Origin of the sequence: Bacillus sp. 17RED48 (assembly GCF_019837545.1) — a bacterium.
Classification (GTDB): domain Bacteria; phylum Bacillota; class Bacilli; order Bacillales; family Bacillaceae_G; genus Bacillus_A; species Bacillus_A wiedmannii.
Genome location: NZ_JADAXG010000005.1, coordinates 93,912 through 116,124 on the forward strand (window position 1 = coordinate 93,912; position 22,213 = coordinate 116,124).

24 protein-coding genes and 3 pseudogenes are annotated in these 22,213 nt (G+C 30.9%); 10 read left to right on the plus strand and 17 right to left on the minus strand.

All coding sequences use genetic code 11. From position 1 onward, the window contains the following. The first annotated feature begins 116 nt into the window (after positions 1 to 116). Positions 117 to 476, plus strand: a complete 360-nt coding sequence (locus ILT06_RS20520) for an FtsB family cell division protein (RefSeq protein ID WP_098102022.1) — start codon at positions 117 to 119, stop codon at positions 474 to 476. Positions 477 to 810: 334 nt separating this feature from the next. Here ILT06_RS20520 and ILT06_RS20525 read toward each other — a convergent pair whose 3' ends face one another. The 4 genes from ILT06_RS20525 to ILT06_RS20540 form a co-directional block, all read right to left on the minus strand. Continuing rightward, entirely contained in the window at positions 811 to 1,335 is a 525-nt protein-coding gene (locus ILT06_RS20525; protein ID WP_098102021.1) for a nuclear transport factor 2 family protein, read from the minus strand. 155 nt (positions 1,336 to 1,490) lie between these two features. Beyond that, positions 1,491 to 1,883, minus strand: a complete 393-nt coding sequence (locus tag ILT06_RS20530; RefSeq protein ID WP_098102019.1) for a nuclear transport factor 2 family protein — start codon at positions 1,881 to 1,883, stop codon at positions 1,491 to 1,493. A 4-nt stretch (positions 1,884 to 1,887) separates the two neighbouring features. After that, on the minus strand, positions 1,888 to 2,709 hold the full coding sequence (locus ILT06_RS20535) for an MBL fold metallo-hydrolase (protein ID WP_098102017.1): 822 nt from the start codon (positions 2,707 to 2,709) through the stop codon (positions 1,888 to 1,890). A gap of 173 nt (positions 2,710 to 2,882) precedes the next feature. After that, entirely contained in the window at positions 2,883 to 3,503 is a 621-nt protein-coding gene (locus ILT06_RS20540) for a DsbA family protein (protein ID WP_222655444.1), read from the minus strand. Positions 3,504 to 4,263: 760 nt separating this feature from the next. Here ILT06_RS20540 and ILT06_RS20545 point away from each other — a divergent pair. Both ILT06_RS20545 and ILT06_RS20550 read left to right on the plus strand, forming a co-directional pair. Continuing rightward, entirely contained in the window at positions 4,264 to 5,358 is a 1,095-nt protein-coding gene (locus ILT06_RS20545) for a response regulator aspartate phosphatase (protein WP_222655445.1), read from the plus strand. Continuing rightward, complete coding sequence (locus ILT06_RS20550; RefSeq protein WP_000721353.1) at positions 5,358 to 5,516, plus strand: Phr family secreted Rap phosphatase inhibitor; 159 nt, start codon at positions 5,358 to 5,360, stop codon at positions 5,514 to 5,516. Before ILT06_RS20545 ends, ILT06_RS20550 begins: the two co-directional genes overlap by 1 nt. A gap of 517 nt (positions 5,517 to 6,033) precedes the next feature. On the opposite strand, the pseudogene ILT06_RS20555 reads toward ILT06_RS20550, so the two are convergent. After that, positions 6,034 to 6,327, minus strand: a pseudogene (locus ILT06_RS20555) (ArsR/SmtB family transcription factor). A gap of 795 nt (positions 6,328 to 7,122) precedes the next feature. On the opposite strand from ILT06_RS20555, the gene ILT06_RS20560 reads away from it, so the two are divergent. Continuing rightward, positions 7,123 to 7,524, plus strand: a complete 402-nt coding sequence (locus ILT06_RS20560) for a DUF3221 domain-containing protein (RefSeq protein WP_222655446.1) — start codon at positions 7,123 to 7,125, stop codon at positions 7,522 to 7,524. 106 nt (positions 7,525 to 7,630) lie between these two features. Here ILT06_RS20560 and ILT06_RS32605 read toward each other — a convergent pair whose 3' ends face one another. After that, the gene (locus ILT06_RS32605) at positions 7,631 to 7,762 is read right to left on the minus strand and encodes a hypothetical protein (protein ID WP_261784548.1); all 132 of its coding nucleotides are present in this window, start codon (positions 7,760 to 7,762) and stop codon (positions 7,631 to 7,633) included. 471 nt (positions 7,763 to 8,233) lie between these two features. Between ILT06_RS32605 and ILT06_RS20565 the strand changes: the two genes are divergently transcribed. Continuing rightward, on the plus strand, positions 8,234 to 8,647 hold the full coding sequence (locus ILT06_RS20565; protein ID WP_222655447.1) for a hypothetical protein: 414 nt from the start codon (positions 8,234 to 8,236) through the stop codon (positions 8,645 to 8,647). A 163-nt stretch (positions 8,648 to 8,810) separates the two neighbouring features. Here the strand turns inward: ILT06_RS20565 and hepT are convergent, their stop codons facing one another. The 3 genes from hepT to ILT06_RS20580 all read right to left on the minus strand — a co-directional run bounded on the left by hepT (position 8,811) and on the right by ILT06_RS20580 (position 10,203). Then, complete coding sequence (gene hepT, locus ILT06_RS20570; protein WP_222655448.1) at positions 8,811 to 9,224, minus strand: type VII toxin-antitoxin system HepT family RNase toxin; 414 nt, start codon at positions 9,222 to 9,224, stop codon at positions 8,811 to 8,813. Continuing rightward, positions 9,214 to 9,621: a type VII toxin-antitoxin system MntA family adenylyltransferase antitoxin gene (gene mntA, locus ILT06_RS20575; RefSeq protein ID WP_199663597.1), complete on the minus strand. Its 408-nt coding sequence runs from the start codon at positions 9,619 to 9,621 to the stop codon at positions 9,214 to 9,216. Before mntA ends, hepT begins: the two co-directional genes overlap by 11 nt. A gap of 234 nt (positions 9,622 to 9,855) precedes the next feature. Further along, complete coding sequence (locus tag ILT06_RS20580; protein ID WP_002090450.1) at positions 9,856 to 10,203, minus strand: YxeA family protein; 348 nt, start codon at positions 10,201 to 10,203, stop codon at positions 9,856 to 9,858. A 121-nt stretch (positions 10,204 to 10,324) separates the two neighbouring features. On the opposite strand from ILT06_RS20580, the pseudogene ILT06_RS20585 reads away from it, so the two are divergent. Beyond that, positions 10,325 to 10,516: pseudogene (locus ILT06_RS20585) on the plus strand (TetR family transcriptional regulator C-terminal domain-containing protein); the annotation flags it as partial. A gap of 134 nt (positions 10,517 to 10,650) precedes the next feature. Here the strand turns inward: ILT06_RS20585 and ILT06_RS20590 are convergent. Then, a complete protein-coding gene (locus ILT06_RS20590; RefSeq protein WP_222655449.1) occupies positions 10,651 to 11,430 on the minus strand; it encodes a hypothetical protein in 780 nt (259 codons plus the stop codon). A gap of 136 nt (positions 11,431 to 11,566) precedes the next feature. Here ILT06_RS20590 and ILT06_RS20595 point away from each other — a divergent pair, with 136 nt between their 5' ends. From ILT06_RS20595 to ILT06_RS32610, 3 genes and pseudogenes are all read left to right on the plus strand, one after another. After that, entirely contained in the window at positions 11,567 to 12,094 is a 528-nt protein-coding gene (locus ILT06_RS20595; RefSeq protein ID WP_222655450.1) for a matrixin family metalloprotease, read from the plus strand. A 23-nt stretch (positions 12,095 to 12,117) separates the two neighbouring features. Beyond that, positions 12,118 to 12,891: a cardiolipin synthase gene (locus ILT06_RS20600; RefSeq protein WP_222655451.1), complete on the plus strand. Its 774-nt coding sequence runs from the start codon at positions 12,118 to 12,120 to the stop codon at positions 12,889 to 12,891. Between the two features lie 258 nt (positions 12,892 to 13,149). Then, a pseudogene (locus tag ILT06_RS32610) lies at positions 13,150 to 13,263 on the plus strand (DUF3221 domain-containing protein); the annotation flags it as partial. Between the two features lie 224 nt (positions 13,264 to 13,487). Here the strand turns inward: ILT06_RS32610 and ILT06_RS20605 are convergent. Beyond that, positions 13,488 to 15,137 (minus strand): S8 family peptidase, encoded by a 1,650-nt coding sequence (locus ILT06_RS20605; protein ID WP_222655452.1) that lies wholly within the window; start codon positions 15,135 to 15,137, stop codon positions 13,488 to 13,490. 335 nt (positions 15,138 to 15,472) lie between these two features. Between ILT06_RS20605 and ILT06_RS20610 the strand changes: the two genes are divergently transcribed. Further along, positions 15,473 to 15,940 carry an RsfA family transcriptional regulator gene (locus ILT06_RS20610; RefSeq protein WP_222655453.1) on the plus strand — a complete coding sequence of 156 codons (468 nt, stop codon included), beginning with the start codon at positions 15,473 to 15,475 and terminating at the stop codon, positions 15,938 to 15,940. Between the two features lie 171 nt (positions 15,941 to 16,111). Here the strand turns inward: ILT06_RS20610 and ILT06_RS20615 are convergent, their stop codons facing one another. From ILT06_RS20615 to ILT06_RS20640, 6 genes are all read right to left on the minus strand, one after another. After that, complete coding sequence (locus ILT06_RS20615) at positions 16,112 to 17,386, minus strand: MDR family MFS transporter (protein ID WP_222655454.1); 1,275 nt, start codon at positions 17,384 to 17,386, stop codon at positions 16,112 to 16,114. Between the two features lie 108 nt (positions 17,387 to 17,494). Then, complete coding sequence (locus tag ILT06_RS20620) at positions 17,495 to 18,868, minus strand: M28 family peptidase (protein WP_222655455.1); 1,374 nt, start codon at positions 18,866 to 18,868, stop codon at positions 17,495 to 17,497. A gap of 132 nt (positions 18,869 to 19,000) precedes the next feature. Continuing rightward, the gene (locus ILT06_RS20625) at positions 19,001 to 19,936 is read right to left on the minus strand and encodes a sugar phosphate isomerase/epimerase (protein ID WP_222655542.1); all 936 of its coding nucleotides are present in this window, start codon (positions 19,934 to 19,936) and stop codon (positions 19,001 to 19,003) included. An 11-nt stretch (positions 19,937 to 19,947) separates the two neighbouring features. Beyond that, the gene (locus tag ILT06_RS20630; protein WP_098103208.1) at positions 19,948 to 20,625 is read right to left on the minus strand and encodes a PIG-L deacetylase family protein; all 678 of its coding nucleotides are present in this window, start codon (positions 20,623 to 20,625) and stop codon (positions 19,948 to 19,950) included. A gap of 6 nt (positions 20,626 to 20,631) precedes the next feature. Continuing rightward, entirely contained in the window at positions 20,632 to 21,321 is a 690-nt protein-coding gene (locus tag ILT06_RS20635; protein ID WP_098103207.1) for a WbqC family protein, read from the minus strand. A gap of 3 nt (positions 21,322 to 21,324) precedes the next feature. Continuing rightward, a complete protein-coding gene (locus tag ILT06_RS20640; RefSeq protein ID WP_222655456.1) occupies positions 21,325 to 22,206 on the minus strand; it encodes a GNAT family N-acetyltransferase in 882 nt (293 codons plus the stop codon). Positions 22,207 to 22,213 lie beyond the last annotated feature (7 nt).

Consider the following 22,213-nt stretch of genomic DNA (forward strand, 5'->3'; position numbering starts at 1 on the left):
TTTATTTAAATTTCATAAAACTTCTCTTTACACAAATAAGTTCAAAATTATCTATTTAGCATATATAATACTTTTAAGCAGTTTAAATTCTATACATAGGTAATGGAGGCATTAAAATGGGGAGTATCCCAAATTCACTACCACAACAATCAATCTCAAAAATACAAATTAATCCTAACAAGAATCCACAAACGAATAAAAAGCTAAGACGTCGTCTTTTATTAGCACTTGCTTTTATGCTACCTATGGTTATTTCCATTCAAATTTCCATTTATAAGCAAGAACAAATGATTCAAGAAAAACAAATTACACTAAATAAAGAAAAGAAAAGATTGTCTGAATTAGAAATCATAGGACGTTATTATGAAAACGATATTAAAACTTTAACAGAGAGCGAAGAAGGCATTTTAAAGTTCGCAAGGAAATTGTATGGATTCTCTAGACCTGATGAAACTATATTTCAAATAACTGAATAGCTTTTCAAGACATAAGCGATTGTCATTAATCATGAAGTGATTTAATGATAATCGCTTTTTATCATTTTAACCAATTCATCTCCCACATACTCACTGGGGTGTGACCCTTCACGCTCCTTGAGAAAGGAGTCTTCTTGGCTAAAATGATAAAAAATACATACAATAAGTACCCTATACATCATATTAGATTAAATCTTATTAAAACAAAAAGGGATGTCCTAGTAACATATCTAGGGCATCCCTTTATTTTTACTCATCTTAAAACATAACTTTTCTAAATTTCAAGATTCTATATATCTCTAACAATTAAACAATTATTAGAGATATCTTCTACCTAAAACATCGTATTATTATTAGCTGCCTCATTTGGAATCTCTTGAATTACATCCCAATGTTCAACAATCTTTCCATCCTTTATACGAAAAATATCGACTATAGCAACTCCCTTATCTTGAGAATTAGTACGAGAATGTACATGAAGGGCAACTGTATCTCCTTCAGCTACTACACGTTTAATCTCTGCAGAGGAATTTGGATTTTTTACAAAGTCCTCCTTAAAGAAATCCATGAAGGCTTTTCGTCCATCAGCAACAAAAGGGTTATGTTGCTTATACTCTTCACCTACATATTTAGGGATAATATCGATATTATGTTTGTTAAAAACTTCATTATAGAAATCAACTACCATCTTTTTATTCTTTTCATTTTCTTTTACTTCTTTTGATACAGAAACGACATTCTCGCTCTTGATTGAGTTACCTTTGTGATTACCGGTGGAAGCTTGATATACCAAAGTCGAAACTACTCCTAAAATAAATACAGAAATAATTGTTATGATTAAATTTTTCTCTAATTTCATATATACCTACCTCTTCTAAATTATATAAACTATCTTCCATAACACGTTTGAAAAAGGAGAAACCTTCCCAAAAATATGATCTGAGGGGTAATGTTAGTAAAACCTGTTTATCCTAACATTACTCCTTATACAAGATATGCTAGAAGCGATTAACTCTAACTCAATACCTCATTAACAGTTGCACTGTCCACAATTTGAATAAACTTCTTAACCTTATCGTTCTCATCAAACTCATAAAGGTGACAAAAATCTGCTATGAACGATTTCCCTGTTACTTTATATGTTCCACTATATTTTCCATACACGATAACAGTATTATTATTAAATGCATAAATTTCATCTTTAGCGCTATAGTTATCCCATTCCATGCCAAGACGTTCATGTACGTTTTTCACTACTTCATCTGGCCCTATATAAGTACCTGCATATGGAAACCCAGCAGCTTCTGTCCAAGATACATTTTCACTTAAATACGTTTTGAAAGCATCCAATTTTCCCTCGCCTGTTAACACATACGTTTCATGTAATAGTTTTTGATATTTGTTCATAGCATTAACCCCATGGCATTTCTTTTGTTACAACTTTTGCACTTAATTCTAATACACCTTTATTTGCATAGCCTGGATATGCTGCATCAAGTCTTGCTACAAAATCTTTTGAAGTTTTACTTTCCTCAGAAGCTTGAATCGCAGTTCTTAGATAATCCATCGTCGCAGTAAGTGATTGATTATTTAAGGATTTTTCAATTGATCCATGGCTAGGTACAATGATGTCAGCATGTAATGCTTGTAACACTTTCAAGTTCTCAATCCATGCCTCCATTGCCGCTTTTGAGCTAGTATCAGCTAAGAATACATGTATTTCATTAAAGACATCAATACCACCAATTAATAATTTTAGTTCTTTATTAAATAGACTAGTTCTGTAATAATCTAAGCCTACTAGTTCAAATGTTAACCCCTGAAAATCAATCGTTTTTTCTTTAAACACTTGAGGTAATACCACGTTACTTGGTGCATTTTCTCCAAGGGCGCCTTTCCAAACTTTTAATTTCCCTAAGACAGAATGAACGATATGTTCAACAGTAGACTCTGTTGCATACGCTATAGCTTCTGGGTAAGCAGCTTTAATACTTTCTAATCCAAAGTAGTAGTCTGGATCCCCATGAATAATAAAGATTTTATCTAAAGATAAGTCGTTTTTTTTCAAATACTCTACAATTTCTTTCGAATCAGACTGGGTAAATTTTGAGTTTATTAAAAATGCATGTCCCGCTTTCTCAACTAAGGTTGCAGTAACCATAAAGCTTTTTTCGTCCGAACTAAACACCGTTAATTTCACATCTTTTTGATTTATATCGATTGTTTTAAACATAGAATGTTATTCTCCTTTTGTTAAAGTTATTAACTAATTATCATATTTTTATCTTGTTCCGATAGAATCTCCCACTCCCATTCACCTGAAAGTGTAATAGCACCGGCAAATATCCCGGAGATGAATGTCAGGTGGAGTAAGATAACATGTTTGCTACTATATCCTAAATTTTCTTAGTATAAATTTTTAAAACGCGCTTCAATTTTATCTGGCGTCATTACGCCACCACCAATAGGAATAATTTGATTATCCTTTTGTAAAAGTAATGAAGGATAGCTATTAACACCAAGCTGTCGAACTTTATTGAAATCATTTTGGACATCTATTATTGTTTCTTGAGCGTTTAAACGTTCTAATACTTGTTCAGGGTCCAAACCATGCTCGATTGCAATCTTACGATATGTTTCAGGATCACTCAGACTTTGGCCCTCATAATAAAACGCTTTTTGCATAGCCGAAGTGAATTCTAACAAACGGTCTGGAGCTAATGAGCGTAAAGCTGAAAAGCCAATTGCAGCATCTTTCGAATTCATTTTAAAAGTACCTTCTTCCACCAATTTTTGATATGAAGGACCAAATTTTGCACCTGTAAGTTGATTAATTCTTTTATTTCCCTCTTCTATATATGAGAAATTTTTAATTGGTAAATTATCTAAAAATAACCCTCCACATAAAACTGTTAACGGCATTTCAGTGTGGTTTTTGTAAAACCCTTTAATACTTTCTGAAAAGCCATAGCACCATCCACAATAAGCGTCCCATACATAAATAAGGTTATCTTGTTTCGTCTCCATTTAAATCTCCTACCTTTATTTTTATTATCCAGCTCAGCTACCACTTAAAATTCTCAGCTAACTTTCTGGTTTATATAAGTACATCTTTTTTATATCTTGTTCTTTTTTGAGTTACCTTACTATATTTTTCAAAACTAACCCTTTCAAAAAAATCAGCTAAGAGTTTTAACAAAAGATAACGTTGCACATTTTCCCCCAAAAAACAGATATGAATTGTAACTAACTTGATTACACCTTTATGTAACCATAATAGTTACAACCTGTGTAGAAGTCAATTCTTTTTTTCAAAAATCATTTGAATTCTACCCTAACACTTCCAGAATTCTAGCATCAAATACTTTTCTTCTTGTTCTTAAAATTGTCATAGTCCTTAGTAAATTAACCCTAAAACTTATCATAGACCAACGCTCCCTTTTCAATATAAAAAGATATGGGTATACTTATATTTAATTTCGAGGAATTTCTTAAAACTTAATAAGTCCAATATTTTCTCAAAAAAATAGCTATATATGCTACCTCTTTTCTACCATAGTGCTACGCCACCTCTTATACGATATATTCAATAAAAAACATTTAAAAATCAAAGAATCCCTTAACGAAATTCTTACTATCTTGGCTATATTTTTTCGCATTAAAAGGAGTGGATATCTTTTTTGTTAAGAATATTCTGTCTATTAATGAAAAAAACTCATTGTTAAATTAAATGTGTCTAATTCCTGTTATTATCATAATAAGCCTTTACAGAGAAAAGGGGAATCTTATGACTGTTCAAGAAACAAGTAATAAGCAATTGATGGAATTATTACATGAATGGTATGAAGAAATTCGTTTATATCATGTAAAAGAAGCAAAACAAACATATCTAAAAGTAAAAGAAAGTTTAAAAGGACTAGAAGCAGACCAATATGTATCATTCTATTATTCCCTACTGAATTTTAGATATAAGGTCTTGGTCGATGGAATGAGTATTACAAAAGATTCTTTTAATCAAATAGAAAAACTCTCTACTATCAAAGATGAATTTTTAACTTACTATTATCATTTCTTTAAGGCAATTCATTCTACAATTTCAGCAAATTATACTGAAGCGAAAACACACTTTGAAAAAGCGGAAGAACTTTTAATTGAGATACCTGACGCAGTAGAAAAGGCCGAGTTTGAGTATAGATTTTCAACTTACTGTTATCAATCTTATCAACCATTTGAAGCGATTCAACATGTAGTACAGGCAAAAAAAATATACCAGAATCATGTAGGCTATGAAATCAATGTTGCCTTATGCGACAATGTATACGGTTTAGCTTGTATAGATTTAAGAGAGTTTGAAAGAGCTGAAGAATGTCTTAATACGGTTATTGATGTTTTTAAAAAGTATAATGAAGAACAATTATTATTAAGAGTACGTCATAATTTGGGCTGGTTATATAATATTCAAAATTTATTTCCATTGGCGATTAGACAGAGTTCTGAAATTATAAATACCCTACCGAATCATTTTAAAGCATTATTTGTCTTAGCGAGAGCATATTATAATTTAGAAGGCATTGAAACAGCTAAATCATATATCGAGCAAGGAATGCAGTATACAAATGAATCAGGAAATGAGGAATATAAGCATCGTTTCGCAGTTTTAAATGAACTAATCACAGAACTACCTAGAATTAAACTAGAAAAAGTAGTTACTGATGCAATTTCTTATTTTGAAAAAGAGGAAATGTGGGATTGTGTAAAAGAATATGCTGAGATTTTAGCAATCCAATTTTATGAGGCAGATAATCATGTTAAGGCAAGCAAATATTTCTATATTAGTAATAATGCTGATAAGAAACATTTGAGAAAAGGAGCGTTAAAATAATGAAAAAGATTAAAAAAATTGTATTAAGTATGGTAGTAGTAAGTGCATTAGCATGTAGCATAATTAGTTTAAATGTATCACAACACTCTTCATTTAATGGTGGAGATACGCCAGCACCAACAAAACTTATTGTCTCTGGTGGAGTATCTATTGATTGACGTAAAATATTTCTTTGATTAGAAATCAGAAAATTCAATTTATTAACCTTTATATAATCTTGAACCCCTAGTCCGAATCATACCTGTTTCGGACTATTCACTATTTTTTACATTCTCCCCTCCAAGCTTAGGAACACCGTATTAACTAAGAAACGACCTCTATTAAACAATTATTAAATCTCCTTTCATCCAAGTTAAAGTAACTACAAAGTTCATTTCATTCCTGCCTCATTCTCATAAATATATGCCTTTTCAACAACTATTAATTATTTTTTATTAAATACACTTATCATTTTCCATTGTTATATCTAATATTTAATATCATTTTCCGTTTAAACCCCTTTTTGTATTTTTTACTGATACATTGTGTTAAATTGTGTATGGCAAGATGAAACAAGCTAATAAATTAAATTATTGTTAGGTTAGGCAGTTTCTACGGTATGATATTATCGTGCAATTAGATACATATAAAAAGGCTTCCTGCCTTGTAACAGGAAGCTTTTTATGTATTATTAACCTACAAATCTAAAATTTCAACAATCTGACGGGCCTTAGCATTATCTATATAATAATGCATCTCTAACCCTCTTCTTTCTGATCGGAGTACGGTTCCCCTCAATTTTGATAAATGTTGTGAAACAGTGGATTATGGGAGTCTCAATATCTCCGTTAACTGTGTAACATTACATACTTTATGGTGCATTAATTCATTTACAATTTGTAATCGAACAGGATGTGCCATTACTTTTAATACATCTACGTCATCTTCGTGGATTTCAGCTAGATTTCTTTCAGATATTAATGTTATCATTTTGCATTCTCCTTTATTATTAATTTCTATTTTCCTTTTATCCTCATAATTAATACTTATAGCTAAATACCATTTGTCCTGTTGAGAAAATATATTCTCTTTTTAAAACAAAACGGACACCAATTCATTAAAACGTTTTTTTATCGCTTTAATGAATTGGTGTCCTCTAATTTTTTGACCGAAATATATCTTATTTTAAAGGATATTTTCAGTTCCTTTTTTCTCACGTCTAGTGAAATTTTGTATTTTCTTTAAAATTCATATTAAGAATATTCTTCAAACCCTGAAAGCATAAGTTTGCGGTAAACTTATGCTTTCTATCACATTCCACACCAATTAAGATAGTTAACACTATTAACATAGTGCCAACTATCTTAATTGAATATTAGTAATAGTGAATCTGCATATTATCAATTCACTTTATATTACATATATGTAAAAATAATAACATGATAAGCTTTTTCAAATTTTTCTTCTGATAAAGATTTGAAATTAGCATTTCAATACTCTCCTTACTGTTAATATGCCCAGAAAAAGAAGAGGGATATCTCCCCTCTTCACCAATAAAATCGAACATATTTGCAATTAAGGAAGGGCATACATTCATCAAGAGATGAAAGGAACAATAATAGTTCACCTAGTGAATTATAACACAAATCCAATTCTATTAATAGATAATATTAACATTTTGGGATTATTGTGACATATTTGTTAAATATCTTAATATTAAAAGGCTTTATATGTATGTAAATTGAAAGTGGATAGTGCAAGAATAAAATATAAGGAGGATATATCATGTTTAACAAAAAACAAATATTCGTAACAACGGTAACAGCTTTAACACTAGGATGTGGATTTACATTCGGATTAACACCGGCCTTTGCAGATTCTAACAAGATTTCCGCCAACAATATTCCTGTTCATTCTATTCAGAACCAAGAACAAGAACCTTTTACTGGATATGTCATTTCAGTAGAGAATAATTATTTAGTAGTTGCTGCTACGTCTACAAAAGATGAAGCCCTTGTTTATCAACATGATTGGTGGGATCTAGTTTCTCAAAATAAGATTTTAAGGGTCCCTGTTTCAGATGGCGCATATACATTAGGTGAGAAATTAAATGTATATGCAGCTGCATGGACTAAATCCCTACCACCAATAGCTGTTATGCCTACAATTGAAAAAGTATTTCAGTAGGTAATATTTTCAATAATTAAGCTATCTCATATAAAAAACGTATCCCCACCTACATTTACCTATACAAATTTAAGAAATAAATAGTTCAAAAAGAAAAATAAAAATACTACAACAAAGATGTCCATTTGTTTCTTTTTGTTGGTTTTCCAGCATGTTGTATATAAAAAAATAAGGCAATACCTGTCATGGTAATTAAAAAGATTTGATAGTAATCAATCATCTGTAATATCCCCTCCATACAAAAATAAGAAGTCTCTTTTTAAGAGACTTCTTATTTCTAATACAAACGACATACATAAGATAAATATACACAATATTATCAAGATGGTGTACTTTGTTGCTCCTTTAGCATAACACACAATATCTCATTTTTGTTTAATAATTCCAAATTATAAAACTTTATCAACATTAAAATATTTCATTTAAAGCAAACGAACAAAAATAAACTCAACGAAATATTCACTTATAAAACCAACATATGAAAAAAAATAGCTGAAATTCTATTCATAGTTTTAAAAATTTGTCCTCCTCTTCTTCTAAGAATATTCTAAATCTCAGATAGATTATCTTATATCGCCACCTTGCTTATGCAGAATTACATATCAAACCATATCGAAAACCATTCTCACTGTAACTATAATGGTTTCAAGGAGTGGTATTTTCACTTCCTTTTCAAATCTCAAAATATATTAAAGGAGGAACTAGCATTATGAAAAAAGCTATTTTAGCAGGGGCACTAGGAATTGCAGTACTATCAGGTATGAATTTACCAGGGGCATCAAAAGCGAGTGCAGCAACTACGAATTTAGAAATTCAAGAAGTTACAAAATATTACTCTATGAATTCCTATGAAGTTTCTCAAAAAGAATCATTTAATCTTAGTACAGGGGCAGAACTTACAGTTTTTGTACAAAATTCCGGCTTCCCAATTTCTTATACAGTCTTTGATACAGATAATCAAGTAATTGGCACATACAATGCTAATTCACCATATGGTCGCGTATTCAAAGCACAAAAAGACGGTAATATTTCTGTACAATTTCAAGCAGGAGTAAATTCTTCTTACATGAAGAAAATGAATTTCACAGCTAAATTTGCAGTTTCTAAACTTAAACAACAATAAAAATTTTAACGATTCTCTTTAAAAGCAAATTAAAAAGGTATATCCCTTCAATGGGATATACCTTTAACTTTAGTGAATTTTATATTGACCAGATAACTGCTCTTGCGCCATACGAACATTAGAAAAGAGCATATCAATCTCTCCTCACCTATATAGCGTCTCCCTATAATTCCAATATCCCCATAACTTCTTTTGTAAATATTTTAAAATCAGTTAAATGTTTTTCAATAATTTGCCGAACAATATCTAAATTTACACTTTGATAATCATGTACAGCGATATTTCGAAATCCAACCATCGCCTTTAACTTATTTGCCAGCTCCGCGCTAAGTAGTCCTGCTGTAACCAATAAATCAAAAACTTCTCGACTAGATTGAGGTAGTCCTAGTTTTTTTCCAGCAACAATATGCATTGCTAAATCAATACTCGCTTCACAAGCTCTTTGTATATTTAATATTATTGAATCTTGCTTTGTGTAATCCTCCAAATTTTCAGGGTCATTTCCATACACGTCTTGGATTCTTTTTAAACAACGCTCTATTGTGGAGATTTTATTTAAAATAACCTCATTCTTCATATATTGAGCCTCTTTTCTTTATATCATCGAATACTATCTTGCGTTCCTCATTCAATTTTGAATACATTTTTAAAGTTTTCATTTCAAAAATGATTTTCCGTTCTTCATTAGAACAAAATATTGTCTTTCCTGTATGTATAATCTGAGCTTGAAAAACTGTAGAAGCTTCGGATAAATCAACTAAATCAACATCTCTATGAACAACGTTAGCTAACTCCTGTGCTAATAAAAAACGTTCATAGTTCCCTAAAGTTGTGTCACTTAAATAAGCTATATCAATATCACTATCTTCCCGTTCTCTGTTCTCAGCCATTGATCCAAACACAATTATCCAATAGGGATTCACCGTCTCTTGTAATTTTTCTATAATAGCTGTTATCATGCTTTGAAAAATCATTTAATTAATCCCCCTTATTATACTTGAATTTTATTATATCATAACCATTACGAAATCCATTAAGCTACAAAAAATACATAAACAAAATTAAACCTTCTTAGTACTTAAAGCACCTCAAAATTATGTGCTTATCCCTGTAAAAGCAAAAGACTGACAATAACTGTCAGTCTTTTGCTTTTTGAAACTCTAAACAAATAGGGGCTATATTTCTCCAACAATGGCGTCTTTTATATGTTAATTCACCTTTAATTTTTCTTTTACTTTTGTAGGGAGTTCGTCTTTTTTAACCTCTTCCCAAGATTTCACACCTTTTTCCTCAGAATAGTATATAAGTAAAAATGCTTCTTTACGAAGATTTTTTAATGCTGTAAACTCCATTTCTTTTTCCTTACCGTCCTTATCAATTCCAGACAATTTATATTGGTAAGTCGTATCACCATTAACATTTTTCTCTTTTAATTGTTCGCCATCCTTAGTAATTTGAACATAATATTTATCTGTACCCAGTCGATTTAAGTTACACCCCGATAAAAACACAGTAAACATCACAAAAACACTAAACATAAGCATTATTCGTTTCATATCTTTCACCTCATATTTCTTCTCACAAAAATTATATCCTAATCTTCTTACTACCAAAATCCATTAACATTACACTAATATTATATTTTTTGTAATATAGGCTTTTCTATCAACTTGTAGCCTGGAATCTCTTATTAAAGAAGGAATCGAAAAAAATGAAATTAAAAATGATATAGATGTTATGTCACTTGCTTCTTTCTTTTCTTCTTCAATGAAAGAAGCTATTATGGCTAGTCGAGTATGAAAAAATAATATACACCATCATTATTTTATAGAACAAATAAAACATCTTCTTAATTTATATTCTGCATAAAGAATGCAAAAGAAAACTCAAAAAAAGATTAGACTCTTTTTTGAGCTCTTTTCTTTTCATAATGCAATTTATTATTTTAAATCTACGCAAATTCTATCCTTTAATGCAGGGTAGATTTATAGCCTGTGAAAATGTTATTTCATTTTTGAAGACCTCTTTACAAAATCCTTAATATCCTTTAATTTTTTCCCACTAATATTATCTTTGATGGTTGAATCTATTTCATTTTCAATATAAAAAGTTTTCTCTTTAACCTTTACCTCAAATTTATATTTATATTTATTTTTACCCCAATCTATTAAATTGCTTTTTAGTTGCGCAATATCCCTTAAATCAAACTGAATCATAAAAGGTTCTAAAGCTGGATAAAAATGTCCAAGTTTACTATTTTCCTTTAAAAAAACTATATATGTGTCACCAGATTTAGGTTTTATATACAATGGATCTTTATTTTTCACTTTTTTTGTAAACACTTTCGTAGCACCTTTCAGAATTATTCCATTGTCATCAATAACTTCATTACTTTCCTCTAATACGAGGCTTTCTGAGTATCTATGATTTATTAAAATTTTATCCTCTACAGAGTCCCCTTTTAAAATTTCTTTGACATGAAAATTAAACAGATGGCCTTCGACATCTTCACCTTGAATCTCATATGATGAATTGTTTGCCATATTCCATTTAGAGTGTAAATTGTCATATTTACCTAGTACAATTACATCTGCTTCTTCCACCATTTCACTTAAATGACTTGTAGTTTTGAATGTCTTACTTAATACTATAGTTTCAGAATTCGATGAAACATTGGACACTTCTGCTATGTCTGAATTTGACCAAATTGTTTTACCAATAATAATTAAAAAAGTAAATATTAATAAACATAGACTCCATTTTATTACTTTATATTTATACATTATAATAACGTCTCCTTAAAAGATATTTTATATCATTTTCTCAATATAAATATTCCGAATTTTTAAAAAATATTAATTCAAAACAAGATAATGATGCTATAATTCTCTTGTTAAAAATAATCTTTGGAGGGATAATATGAATTTTAGAAAAGGGATTACTGCATTTTTATTAGGTAGTGTGTTTGTCTTTTCCAGCGTTGGAGTTTCAGAAGCTTATGTAAAAGAAGGATGGAAGCTACCTTCAAAATCAGCTACATATAAGTGGGGAGACAGATTAGACGATGGCTCCAGTATCATTAAATCCGGTTGGCAAGCTGCAGATTCAGCCTGGTACACTGCTTCTCGTATTAACTTTACAGTCTCTTCTTCTTCTGTGAACAAATTAAACTCTTGGTTTGAAAGTTCCTCTACTTATTATGGAAGAATGAACACAACTTATAATACATCCACTAAAAAAGTAACGAAATTCGCTGGTGATATTAATGCAGGGAATACAAATATTACAAAATCTAATGTTGCTAAAAGTACAGGAGTACATGAGTTTGGTCATGCAATAGGAATAGGTCACAACAGTGGTACTTCAATTATGAACAGTAATCGTAATCGTACTACTATGCATGTTCCTCAAACTGACGATAAGAATGGTATAAATGCAATCTATTAACAGAAAAAGGAGATGATTTCTTAATGTTAAGTAAAAAAGCAAAAACTTTAGTAATTGCAATTCCTTTAGCTGCAGTGATTGGTTTTGGAGGTTATTCAGCATATCATAGTCATTTCTCCAATGTTGCTGGCGAAGATAAGAATGCTGAAACTGTCATTCTCAGTAAAGATTTCCCTGCTACAAGTGATTTAAATCAAATGATTAATGAAGCCGATCTAGTTGTAATTGGTGAATATGGAGGTCTTGACTCTAAGTGGAATATGGCACGTAATCCAAATAATCCATCGGAAGAGGATACAGAAAATTATGTTGAAGGACATCTATATAATTTCAATATTTCCGAAACAATTAAAGGTGTTAATGAAAATAAACAAATAAAAATCAATCATCGTTTTGCAGAAACTGTTAACCTTGAAGATTCTAATGCAGTTGTTGCACCAGACGGCACAGTTACAAAACAAGCTACTAAGGTAACTACTAAAGAAGTTCAAAATAAGGATCCTTTATATATCGAACCTAAAGTTAATAAAAAATATATGATGTTTTTAAAGAAAGATCAATTATTTGGAAACTACTACGGAGCAATTGAACCATTTGCAATTACTTTTGATGAAAATAACAAAGCTGACCTACAAACAAACATAGAAACTATTAATGAAAGTAAGATGTCTTCCAAGGCAGAAATTGCAGGTAAAACAATTGTATTGAAAAATGAAATACATGAAACTATTACTGACAATATTAGCGGTAAGACACTTAATGAATTAAAAGATCAAGTAAAACAAAATGTTAAGTAATAACCATAACTTATAATAATTTATCCTAATTCATACGATAGTAAAAATTAATTTATTAAAGTTGTCAAAAATTAAATATAAATTATCTTGAACTCCTCCTACTTCCACATCGTTTAGAATTTTGGGTTGAATGTCATGAAATAATAAAAAAGAAAGGGCTTATCTTTAAGTAATCCTTAACATAAGCCCCTCCTTCTATCTAATTATTTAAACACATTCATTTCCATCACTCTATACTGCAATTTCTATAACAATGGATTACCTATTTCAAATAGTGAAAACTACAAATTAGTTGAAAAATTAAACGTTTATGCAGTTGGTTGGACTTTACTATTACCACCAATTGCCGTTATGCATATAATTGAAAAATAGTTCATTTCTAAATTTATTATGAGTCTACACTGAATATTATATAAATGTAGATATAAGACACTTCACTACACTAAAAATATATCCAGAAGTACTTTCCTCCTCATATGATTAAAAGTACAACAGATAGGCTCTTATGCGATTACACATAAGAGCCTATCTGACTAGTATTATAAACAACTATTTATATAAAATTCTTTCATACTAAATAAAAGATATCTCTACAATTATTCTGGGAAAATGAAGCTAGCGTTCCCTTCACTATTAGCTGAATCCTCTTTTGGGAACGTAATAGTAGATCCTTCATTTCCCTTATTTCCATTATTTATTTCTTGTTCCTCAGGAAATACAATGAAAGAATCGTTATTTAAGTTTGGTGAAAAACCAAGTTTAGATAAAATGGCTTTTAAGTCAGGTAACACACCAATTTTATCGGAAGTTGGATCATTAGATTTCGTTCCAGTACTAGAATCACTTAAAATATCCCTTAGCTGGCTTGGTGTATATACTTTCCCCTGATTATTTTTTGCAATTCCTTGAATTGATGCAGCAGCACCCGCAATAATAGGTGATGCACTAGACGTTCCGCTAAAGCTAGATGTATATAGATTTGTCATAAATTCACTTGGTTTTGCATCTGTTGTGTCTACTGCATTTCCCCATCCATAAACATCTAGTCTACTACCGTAATTAGAGAAATATGAACGTTTATGAGGGACCCTTGCAGAAGCTGCCCCAACCATAATTGCCCCTGAATCTTTAAAATCAGGACTATTACGATTTAAAACTTGTTTACCATTACGGTCTCTAAATTGATCCAAATCATTTCCGCCGTTTGCACCTGCTTCAATGATAATAATCCCCTTATTTGCTCCTATACGAATTGCATCAAATATATCTGGTTTTACTTCTACAGGAAGATAGTTCTTATCTCCATATCCATCGTATGTTGCTTGGGCTTCTAATAAAAGGATATCTCCAGCTTGCATATTGTTAACTGCACTTAATATAGCATCCGCTGTATTATATCTACCGTTATCTCTAATCTGGGATACAACTTTCACCTTAGCTTTTGGTGCAATCCCAATTCCGCCTATGTTATTATCTTCTGCCGAAACAATCCCTAAGACTGAGGTACCATGATCATGATGTTCACTCTTATTCTGTCCTGATATCAATTCGATTTTCTGATTCACTAAATCTTCATGAGTAAATAACCAGCCATACTCCATATCTACAAAAGTGGTTCCTTTTCCATCTCCACCTTTTATACTCCAGGCATAAGGTGCATTGATTCCTAATGGTGCTGGTTCAAGGTAACCTTGCCTTGTAAGTCTAGGCTCATCATATGGATTAACAGATAAATTCGGTAAACGCTCTTCTGGTGGTGCTTCTTCTTCCTGTAGATATGCCGTTTCAACAAGAGATGATTTTTCAAATTTTACAAGTAATGCTTGTACATCAACATCAACTTGGGTTTCTACAATATAATAGTTTAGCAAATTAGAAGAAATATGATCAGAGTCTTTTATTTCTTCACCTAAATTTTTAATTTCTGTAGGGTTTAAAGAACTAAAAAGTCGATTTATAGTTATATTTGGGTATTCGGCTAAAATTTTAATTAATTCAGGGTCTTGTTTTTCTTCTTTAATGAAATTTTCTATCCCATCCTGATATGGTAAATTTGCTTCATTTTTAAATTTCAAAATTAATTGTTTAGTAACTTGCTTATGTACAGTAGAATTTAATTGCTTATTTGAATAATTGTAAGTAGCTGCGTAGGCAACTTCTGATTTTTCACTTGGAAGTATACCACCTACCCCATTAAATGCTGTTAACGCAATTGAAGAAACTATAATTCCCTTAAAAATTTTCAAAATGTGCACCTCTTTTAATTTATATATGATTATAAAATGCTTTATATGGCCTTAATTCTTTTTTTATATAAGCTTCTTATATTTCCAACTCCGTCCATTTTTTAATATTTGCTTGAACATCATTAATACAGCTACTTCATATCATTAACCCTATTAATTTAGCTGCATAGATGTAATCATTATAGTTACAACGATAACGAATAGTCAATCTAATTTTTTATGCAATTTCGCATTTTAAATAATACATACTCCTAATTATTTTAAGATAAGTTAAACTTCTATCATTTTAAGTAATTGCATATATGTAATATAAAGCATGTAAAGGAGGTCAAAACGTGGTAATCTCAAGGCAAGATTCCTGGACTAACGATAACGATTTACTTCTCGCATCAACAGTACTCCAGAATATTCGTAACGGTGGAACACAGTTAGCTGCATTCAAAGAAGTAGCAAAACTACTAAATAGGACACCTGCAGCTTGTGGATTTCGTTGGAATTCATACGTGAGAAAACAATACCAAGAGGAAATACAACAAGCAAAACAAAATCGAAAAGTGGGAAACACTATTTCTCTCTCTCAACAAAAAAAAGAAACAAATTCTTTATCTATGACATTAGATGATATTATTCTCTTTCTAAAAAATTATAAAAAAACAAATGAATTTACAAACTTACAAAACCAAATAAAAAATTTAGAGGCAGAAAATCAGTCCCTTCTACAACGTGTAACTATGTACGAAGAAGAGTATCGTATGTTACTTAATCATATTGATAGGTCAAGAAGTTTAGTTGTAATTGATTAAAAGAAGCAGTAAATTACTTTTATATACTTAGGTTGTAACCTAAAAGATTACTATATATGAATTAATTTTAAATACTAATAAATAAAGTGCACGTTTACTATTAATAAACATGCACTTTACTTAATTCTTAAAACATAAAATTTAATTTTCAACTCATTAACAATATTAAAATTAAGATGTTTGTTTTATAGGTATTTCCTTACTTCTATTCTCAATAAGTCTATCTAATAGTAGATAAACAAATCCAGAAATAATACAACCCACACCTAAGATTGTAAATAACATATGCCCTAAAAGCTGATCCAGTAATAAACCACCTAGAAGAGGTCCAAATACATTACCTGTAATCCATTGCAAATTAGCCGCTCCCATATAAGTCCCCCTCAAATGTTCTGGAGCTATATTAGCAACAAATGTCATTTGGACAGGTGACATAATCATTTCCCCTACTGTATAAACTGCATAAGCTATTAATAATGAGCTTAGGACCCCTAAATCATTTGCGTCTATTACATGAAACCACTTTGGTAACCACCCTATAGCTAAAAGACCAACACCAAAAAGAATGGCACCATATAGCATTGATTTACCAATTGATTTGTGAGTTAACCACTTTGAGATAGGAAATTGAAAACATACAACCAATAAGCCATTTAAAGTCATTAAATATGGAAATGGATTACTATTTCCAAAAATCATTGTATCCTCATTACTAAAATGAAGTGGTAACATACCTTCCGATTGTGAGAATCCCATAAATATAATGATTCCTGTCACTATATAGAATAGAAATATTCTATCTCTTATAACAACTCTTAACGTAAATCTTATTGACTGTTTATGTGTTTCCTCATGTATCATTATATTTTTAGGTTTTGTTTCCTTTAGAAACAATAACATTAATATTGTATAAAACAGCATGGTTCCAGAAGTAATCAAAAATATGACATCTTTTGATACAATCACAACTGCTGCACCAATTATAGGACCTATCGCTGCTCCTATATTATGAGCCATTCTAAGTAATCCATATGCCTCAGTTCTTTTTTCAGGTTCTGTTACATCGGTAACCATTGCAGATGCCGCTGGTTCAAAGAAAGAATTACATAGCCCTAAACCAATAGATAAAATGGCATACCCTATAAAACTATCAATAACCAAAAAAACAAGCATTAGTAGCCCATTACTGGCCATAGAGAGTACCATAGTTGGTTTCCGTCCATAAGTATCCGCTATATGCCCTCCAATTAATGAACCAAAACTTGCCGCAATTGGGGATAAAGCTATAATTATACCTACCTCAAGTAGAGAATCCACTTTATCCTTCAAATATAATGCAAAAAATGGCATTAACATCATCATTGCAATACCATTTAAGGCTTCTCCGATAAAGCGGATCCAGACATTAAGATCCATCCCCTTTAATTCTTTCCATGTACTCCTCATATAGTTACCTCGCCTATGCTCAAAGTATATTTTTATCCCAACAAAAGTTTTACTATATTATTATTAAAATCTAAATTTAGTCGGCTATGCTGAAACCTCCGAAAAAACCTATCTTTTGATAAAGTAATACAAACTTGTCCCTATAATTTCTAGCGCCTCCTGCATACGCTGAGGAGAAATATTTTTTAAAACGGTGTCTTGGGGGGTATGGAATACCTTTTCAACATGATAAATTAAGGGATTCCAACTTTCTACATCCATCCAAATAAATAGTGCCGAGGAAATTCCAGCTTCGTTAAATGGTACATGATCACTAGAATCAAACTTTCCAGTTAATACAACCGATTTCCCTAATGCTTTACTAGTAGCTACCGCAGTATTTGTTACTTCATTTTGAGAACCATCTAGTGTCATTGCATATAAATCCTTAGCCTGTTGGTAACTAGTCGCTATCATATCTGCATTAAAAACCCCTAGAATATGTTTCTTATCTGTTGTAGATAACTGATTAACATAATAGTAAGCACCTAAAGATTCATTTTCTTCTGCTCCAAAGGCTATGAACTGAATTTCTTTATTAGTCTCTATATCTTTAAAATTGTATGCTAACTCTAATAAAAGTCCTACGCCGGAAGCATTGTCATTTGCTCCAGGTGCTCCGATAACACTATCATAATGAGCACTCATTATTGCTACATCCTCATTGTCTGTCTTGTATTTGGGCTTTTTTTTCGCAATAACATTTAATGAACTCAAATTCATTTCGTGTTTTGCCTTTAAACTAACTATATTTTTATTATGCACTATCTTATCTTTCATTCTAATTCCCTGATTATAAGCAAGCCCAAATACAGGTATTGATTGTTTCTTTTTTAGAACTGGGTTAAAGGCTTCTCCATAGTTGCCTCTATCCCCAATCGTACTATATAACAATACAGCTTTTGCTCCCTTTTCTGCTGCATACTCAACTTGCTCATTATATTTCTCATACGTATCAGCTTGTTCTAATAATACTATTTTCCCATGAATTGGCTCAGGTGAATTTTTAATATCATTCTCTTTTCCAATAGAAACTACCTGTCCCACGACAGGATCTTTAGGTATAGATGCATTAGACGCTGCTCCAACTTGCCATTCTTTTTCTCCATACATACTAAAAGAGATACTCCCAATATATTGATCTGGTACAGGAAATGCCTGATACTCAACTTCATACCCTAATTTTTTCAATGTATCTCCAATGTATGTAGCTGCTTTATGTTCTTCCTTAGTCCCACTTGGACGTGGACCAATTTTCTCAGACAGAAAACGTATATGTTCAATAGCTCGACTAGCACGAACCTTATCTGACATGAGAGAATGCTGATCATTCTTAGTCATAGCATATACTGGTATTGCTTTTCCAGATAAATTACTAAAGAGGAAAAGCAATACAACCCCAAAAGTTACAATAAACTTCTTTGTCAGAATTAGTTTCTTCATTTGTCCTCCCTATAATTAAAAAAGTTTAATAGTAAAACCTTCCCTCCTAACACACTCACTTAGAAGAAAAGGTTCATTAAAATAATCTCTAACTCAAATTACATGTAAAAATAAATAAACCGATATTGTTTTTTATATCTCCAAAAAATTCATTTTTGTTTGCATACCAGCAATATTCTTTTGAAACCAATTAAGAGTTTCCCATGACCTCTTTCTATTCGTATAATCAGTTTCCTGAACCTCAAATACAATTCCTATCTTTTGATCCAAAGTATTGTTCTTCACTTTTAATAAAGTTTCATGTAATAAATTTTCATCAATAGATCCATTAACCGGATTCTCTCCCTCAAAGCAACGTACCTCACTATAAGGAATTGTTAAATGCTTAAAAGAACTAAAATGAAAATGTTTAATATGATCCATTAAGCTTAAATACTTATGAAAATCCTTATATTCAATTTCCTTTTGCCTTAATAATTTAGAAATACCTAAACGTGTAAGATAGGTTATAGACCAATGACATATATCCCATGTTATTCCAACGTTAGATAACTCCAAATTAACCAAATCAGTAAAATCTTCGGGATATATAAATATAGGATCAAAATCATCGCCCAAGTTTCCAATAATGGGTAGGTTTTCAACGCCAATCCATATATCAGTTCCTTTTATTTCTTCATCTAGCATGTTAAAGAACTCTATAATCCTTTTTCTATTATCAAGAAGATTATAGCTCTGAAATTCCGCGACATTCATGAATTGATTAGCATGCACCGTTATACCAGATGCATTATACTTTATAGCAAGATTAATAAATTCATATAGTTGTTTTTTAATAAATTCATCATTGAGGTAGTCTGTATTATCAGTAGGAAAATGCAACGTTAACAGGGATGGATTAAGAGTTTGAACAAAAGAAAGGACTTCTGAAAACCTTTTTATATATGAGTTATCAAATAAAGATTTCCCATCAAAAATATTTGCTTCTAATCCATAGCCTTTTTCAACCCATTTTAAGTCAATCTGTTTACTATCTAAACCAAAGAACGGGACCTGTGGTATTAACATATTCTCTTCACCTACCATGTCCCCCTTACTAACATAAATGCCTCAGCCGCTTGGTATCCAGATTTGGCACCCCATACCAATGCGTTATGTCTCATTGCTTCTATAGATCGTGGATGAGGAAATTCCCTTAACTCAGATTCATAATGTCTCATCGCACTTAATTTCTCCTCCAAATGATCTTCAATATTCACAAAATAATTAGGAAGGAACTTATCTTTTTCATTATAATTCCACTCTGTAGAAGATAAGGTTTCATATGCAAATACCCATTTGATATTAGTATCTGGCAGAGGGCGTGTCGCTGTCATTACTGCTCTGTAAACAACAGTATGATCAATATTTATATCTCCACCATATTGAGTATAAATAATTGTAGGATTTATTTTTTTAATGTGATGTTCAATCTCTTTGACTACATCAAGTAAAGGTAATGTATCAAGACGATTATCAGGGAAATCTAGTCTTGCAAAACTTTTTACACCAAGTGTAGTACATGCCCCCTCTGTTTCTTTATAAGATAAGTTCTTAATCTCTAAATCTAGCTCTTTATATTCTTTAGCTCTAGAAGATTTTCCCTCTGCAAGTATTACAACATGTACATCATCACCTTGTTTCACGTGTTTCGCTATTGTTCCACCAACACCAATTATTTCATCATCCGGATGAGCGGCAAATACAAGTACATTCATAGAATTTTAGACTCCTTTAATTAATTTTTCTGTTTCCTTTGGCCCACAATTTAGTAAAATATCTAAAATAGATAAATGTGGTATAAATTCCCCAAATAATTGCTTGTACGAATAATCTCTTATTCTTTGGTAGATAATTTCTATATTCTCATTCTCAAAGTCGTTTTCGTTTAAATAATCTTGCCCTAAACTTCCAGAATAATAAGTACTGGCATTAAATTTCTGACACAACTCTAATACAAAATCACTTTTCTTACCTGTAATCCCTTCTAACTCTGATACATAATATAGCTCCGTATCAATGTTTAATTCACGGATAATAAAATGAATAAAATTCATGTTCATATCATTTAAATTAAGCCAATCTTCTGAATAAAAACTTTCTAAATAATCCTTATATACATTAAAGTAAGGTGCATTAGAATAATTAATTCTTATCGCTTTCCAATGCTTCCGTTCCCAATCTTGAGTATTGTCTATCTTTAACTTATTAAATGGAATTTCTTTATAATTCTTCATTTGTATTGGAACCGTTAACCATGATGCCCCTTGTGAAGTTTTAATACGGTTCCTATTTAAAAAACCTTTTTTTTCAAATTGTGCTATATCATGAAATACAAACACATCTGATTTATGAATTTTTTCAAAAAAACCATACCAAGGTAAATAACTTGGTTGGTGGCCACTAATAATCATAGCTTAAGTCCTTTCTTTTAAACAAAAACATTTTTTCAAAGCTGCTCCCCAGTATATCTTAGGTCTAGCAATCCCTTTATTATGTGAATATCCTAAATCCGCATACTTTAATTTATTATGAATTGCTAATTCAAACGCATCATTTAGTAGTAAATATGAAGATTGTGAATTTTTCCCTTTGGTATTATTAATATTAATCCAATAATATAAAACCTGTTTATCCATTATAAAAATGCTGGAACTAATTAGTTCTTCTTCTAAGAATGCCCCTAAGAAAAGGATTTTTTCTTGTAAATTAAGAACTAAATGATAAAAAAACTCTCTACTAAATGAATAACTCGCTCCTATACTGTTATTATGTTCTTGATATAATTGGTAAAACTCATCTAATTCCGCTACAGTTATAGGACGAATTTCAACATTCTGTTTACGTGCATACCTAACACTTGTCCTAGCTTTCCCGGAACACGATGTCCATAAATCCTCAAAGCTATTTGGTAGATCTAACATATAAGTTTCTTTATAATCCCATTTTTCCTTACTATAACTTTGAAAAGGATTTATCGTTATAGGTAATAAAAGCTTTTGAATTTTATTTTCAAACTTCTTATTTATTATGGATTCATAAACTGAAAAATCTAATTTATCTTGGCCAATTATTATTGGGCCTCCATAACCAATTAAACTTCCCAATAGCCTACCATCCTGCACATACATAGGAGATAAAACTACTGTATCTCGTGTTTCTATTAGTACTGGGAAAAATTGAACACCAGGTAATAATTCCATTAATTTACCCCATTCGTAACTATGAAATACAGAACCATTGTATTCTTCCATACAGGCATCCCAATATTGGGCGTCAGTACATATTTCGATTTCCATATAATCA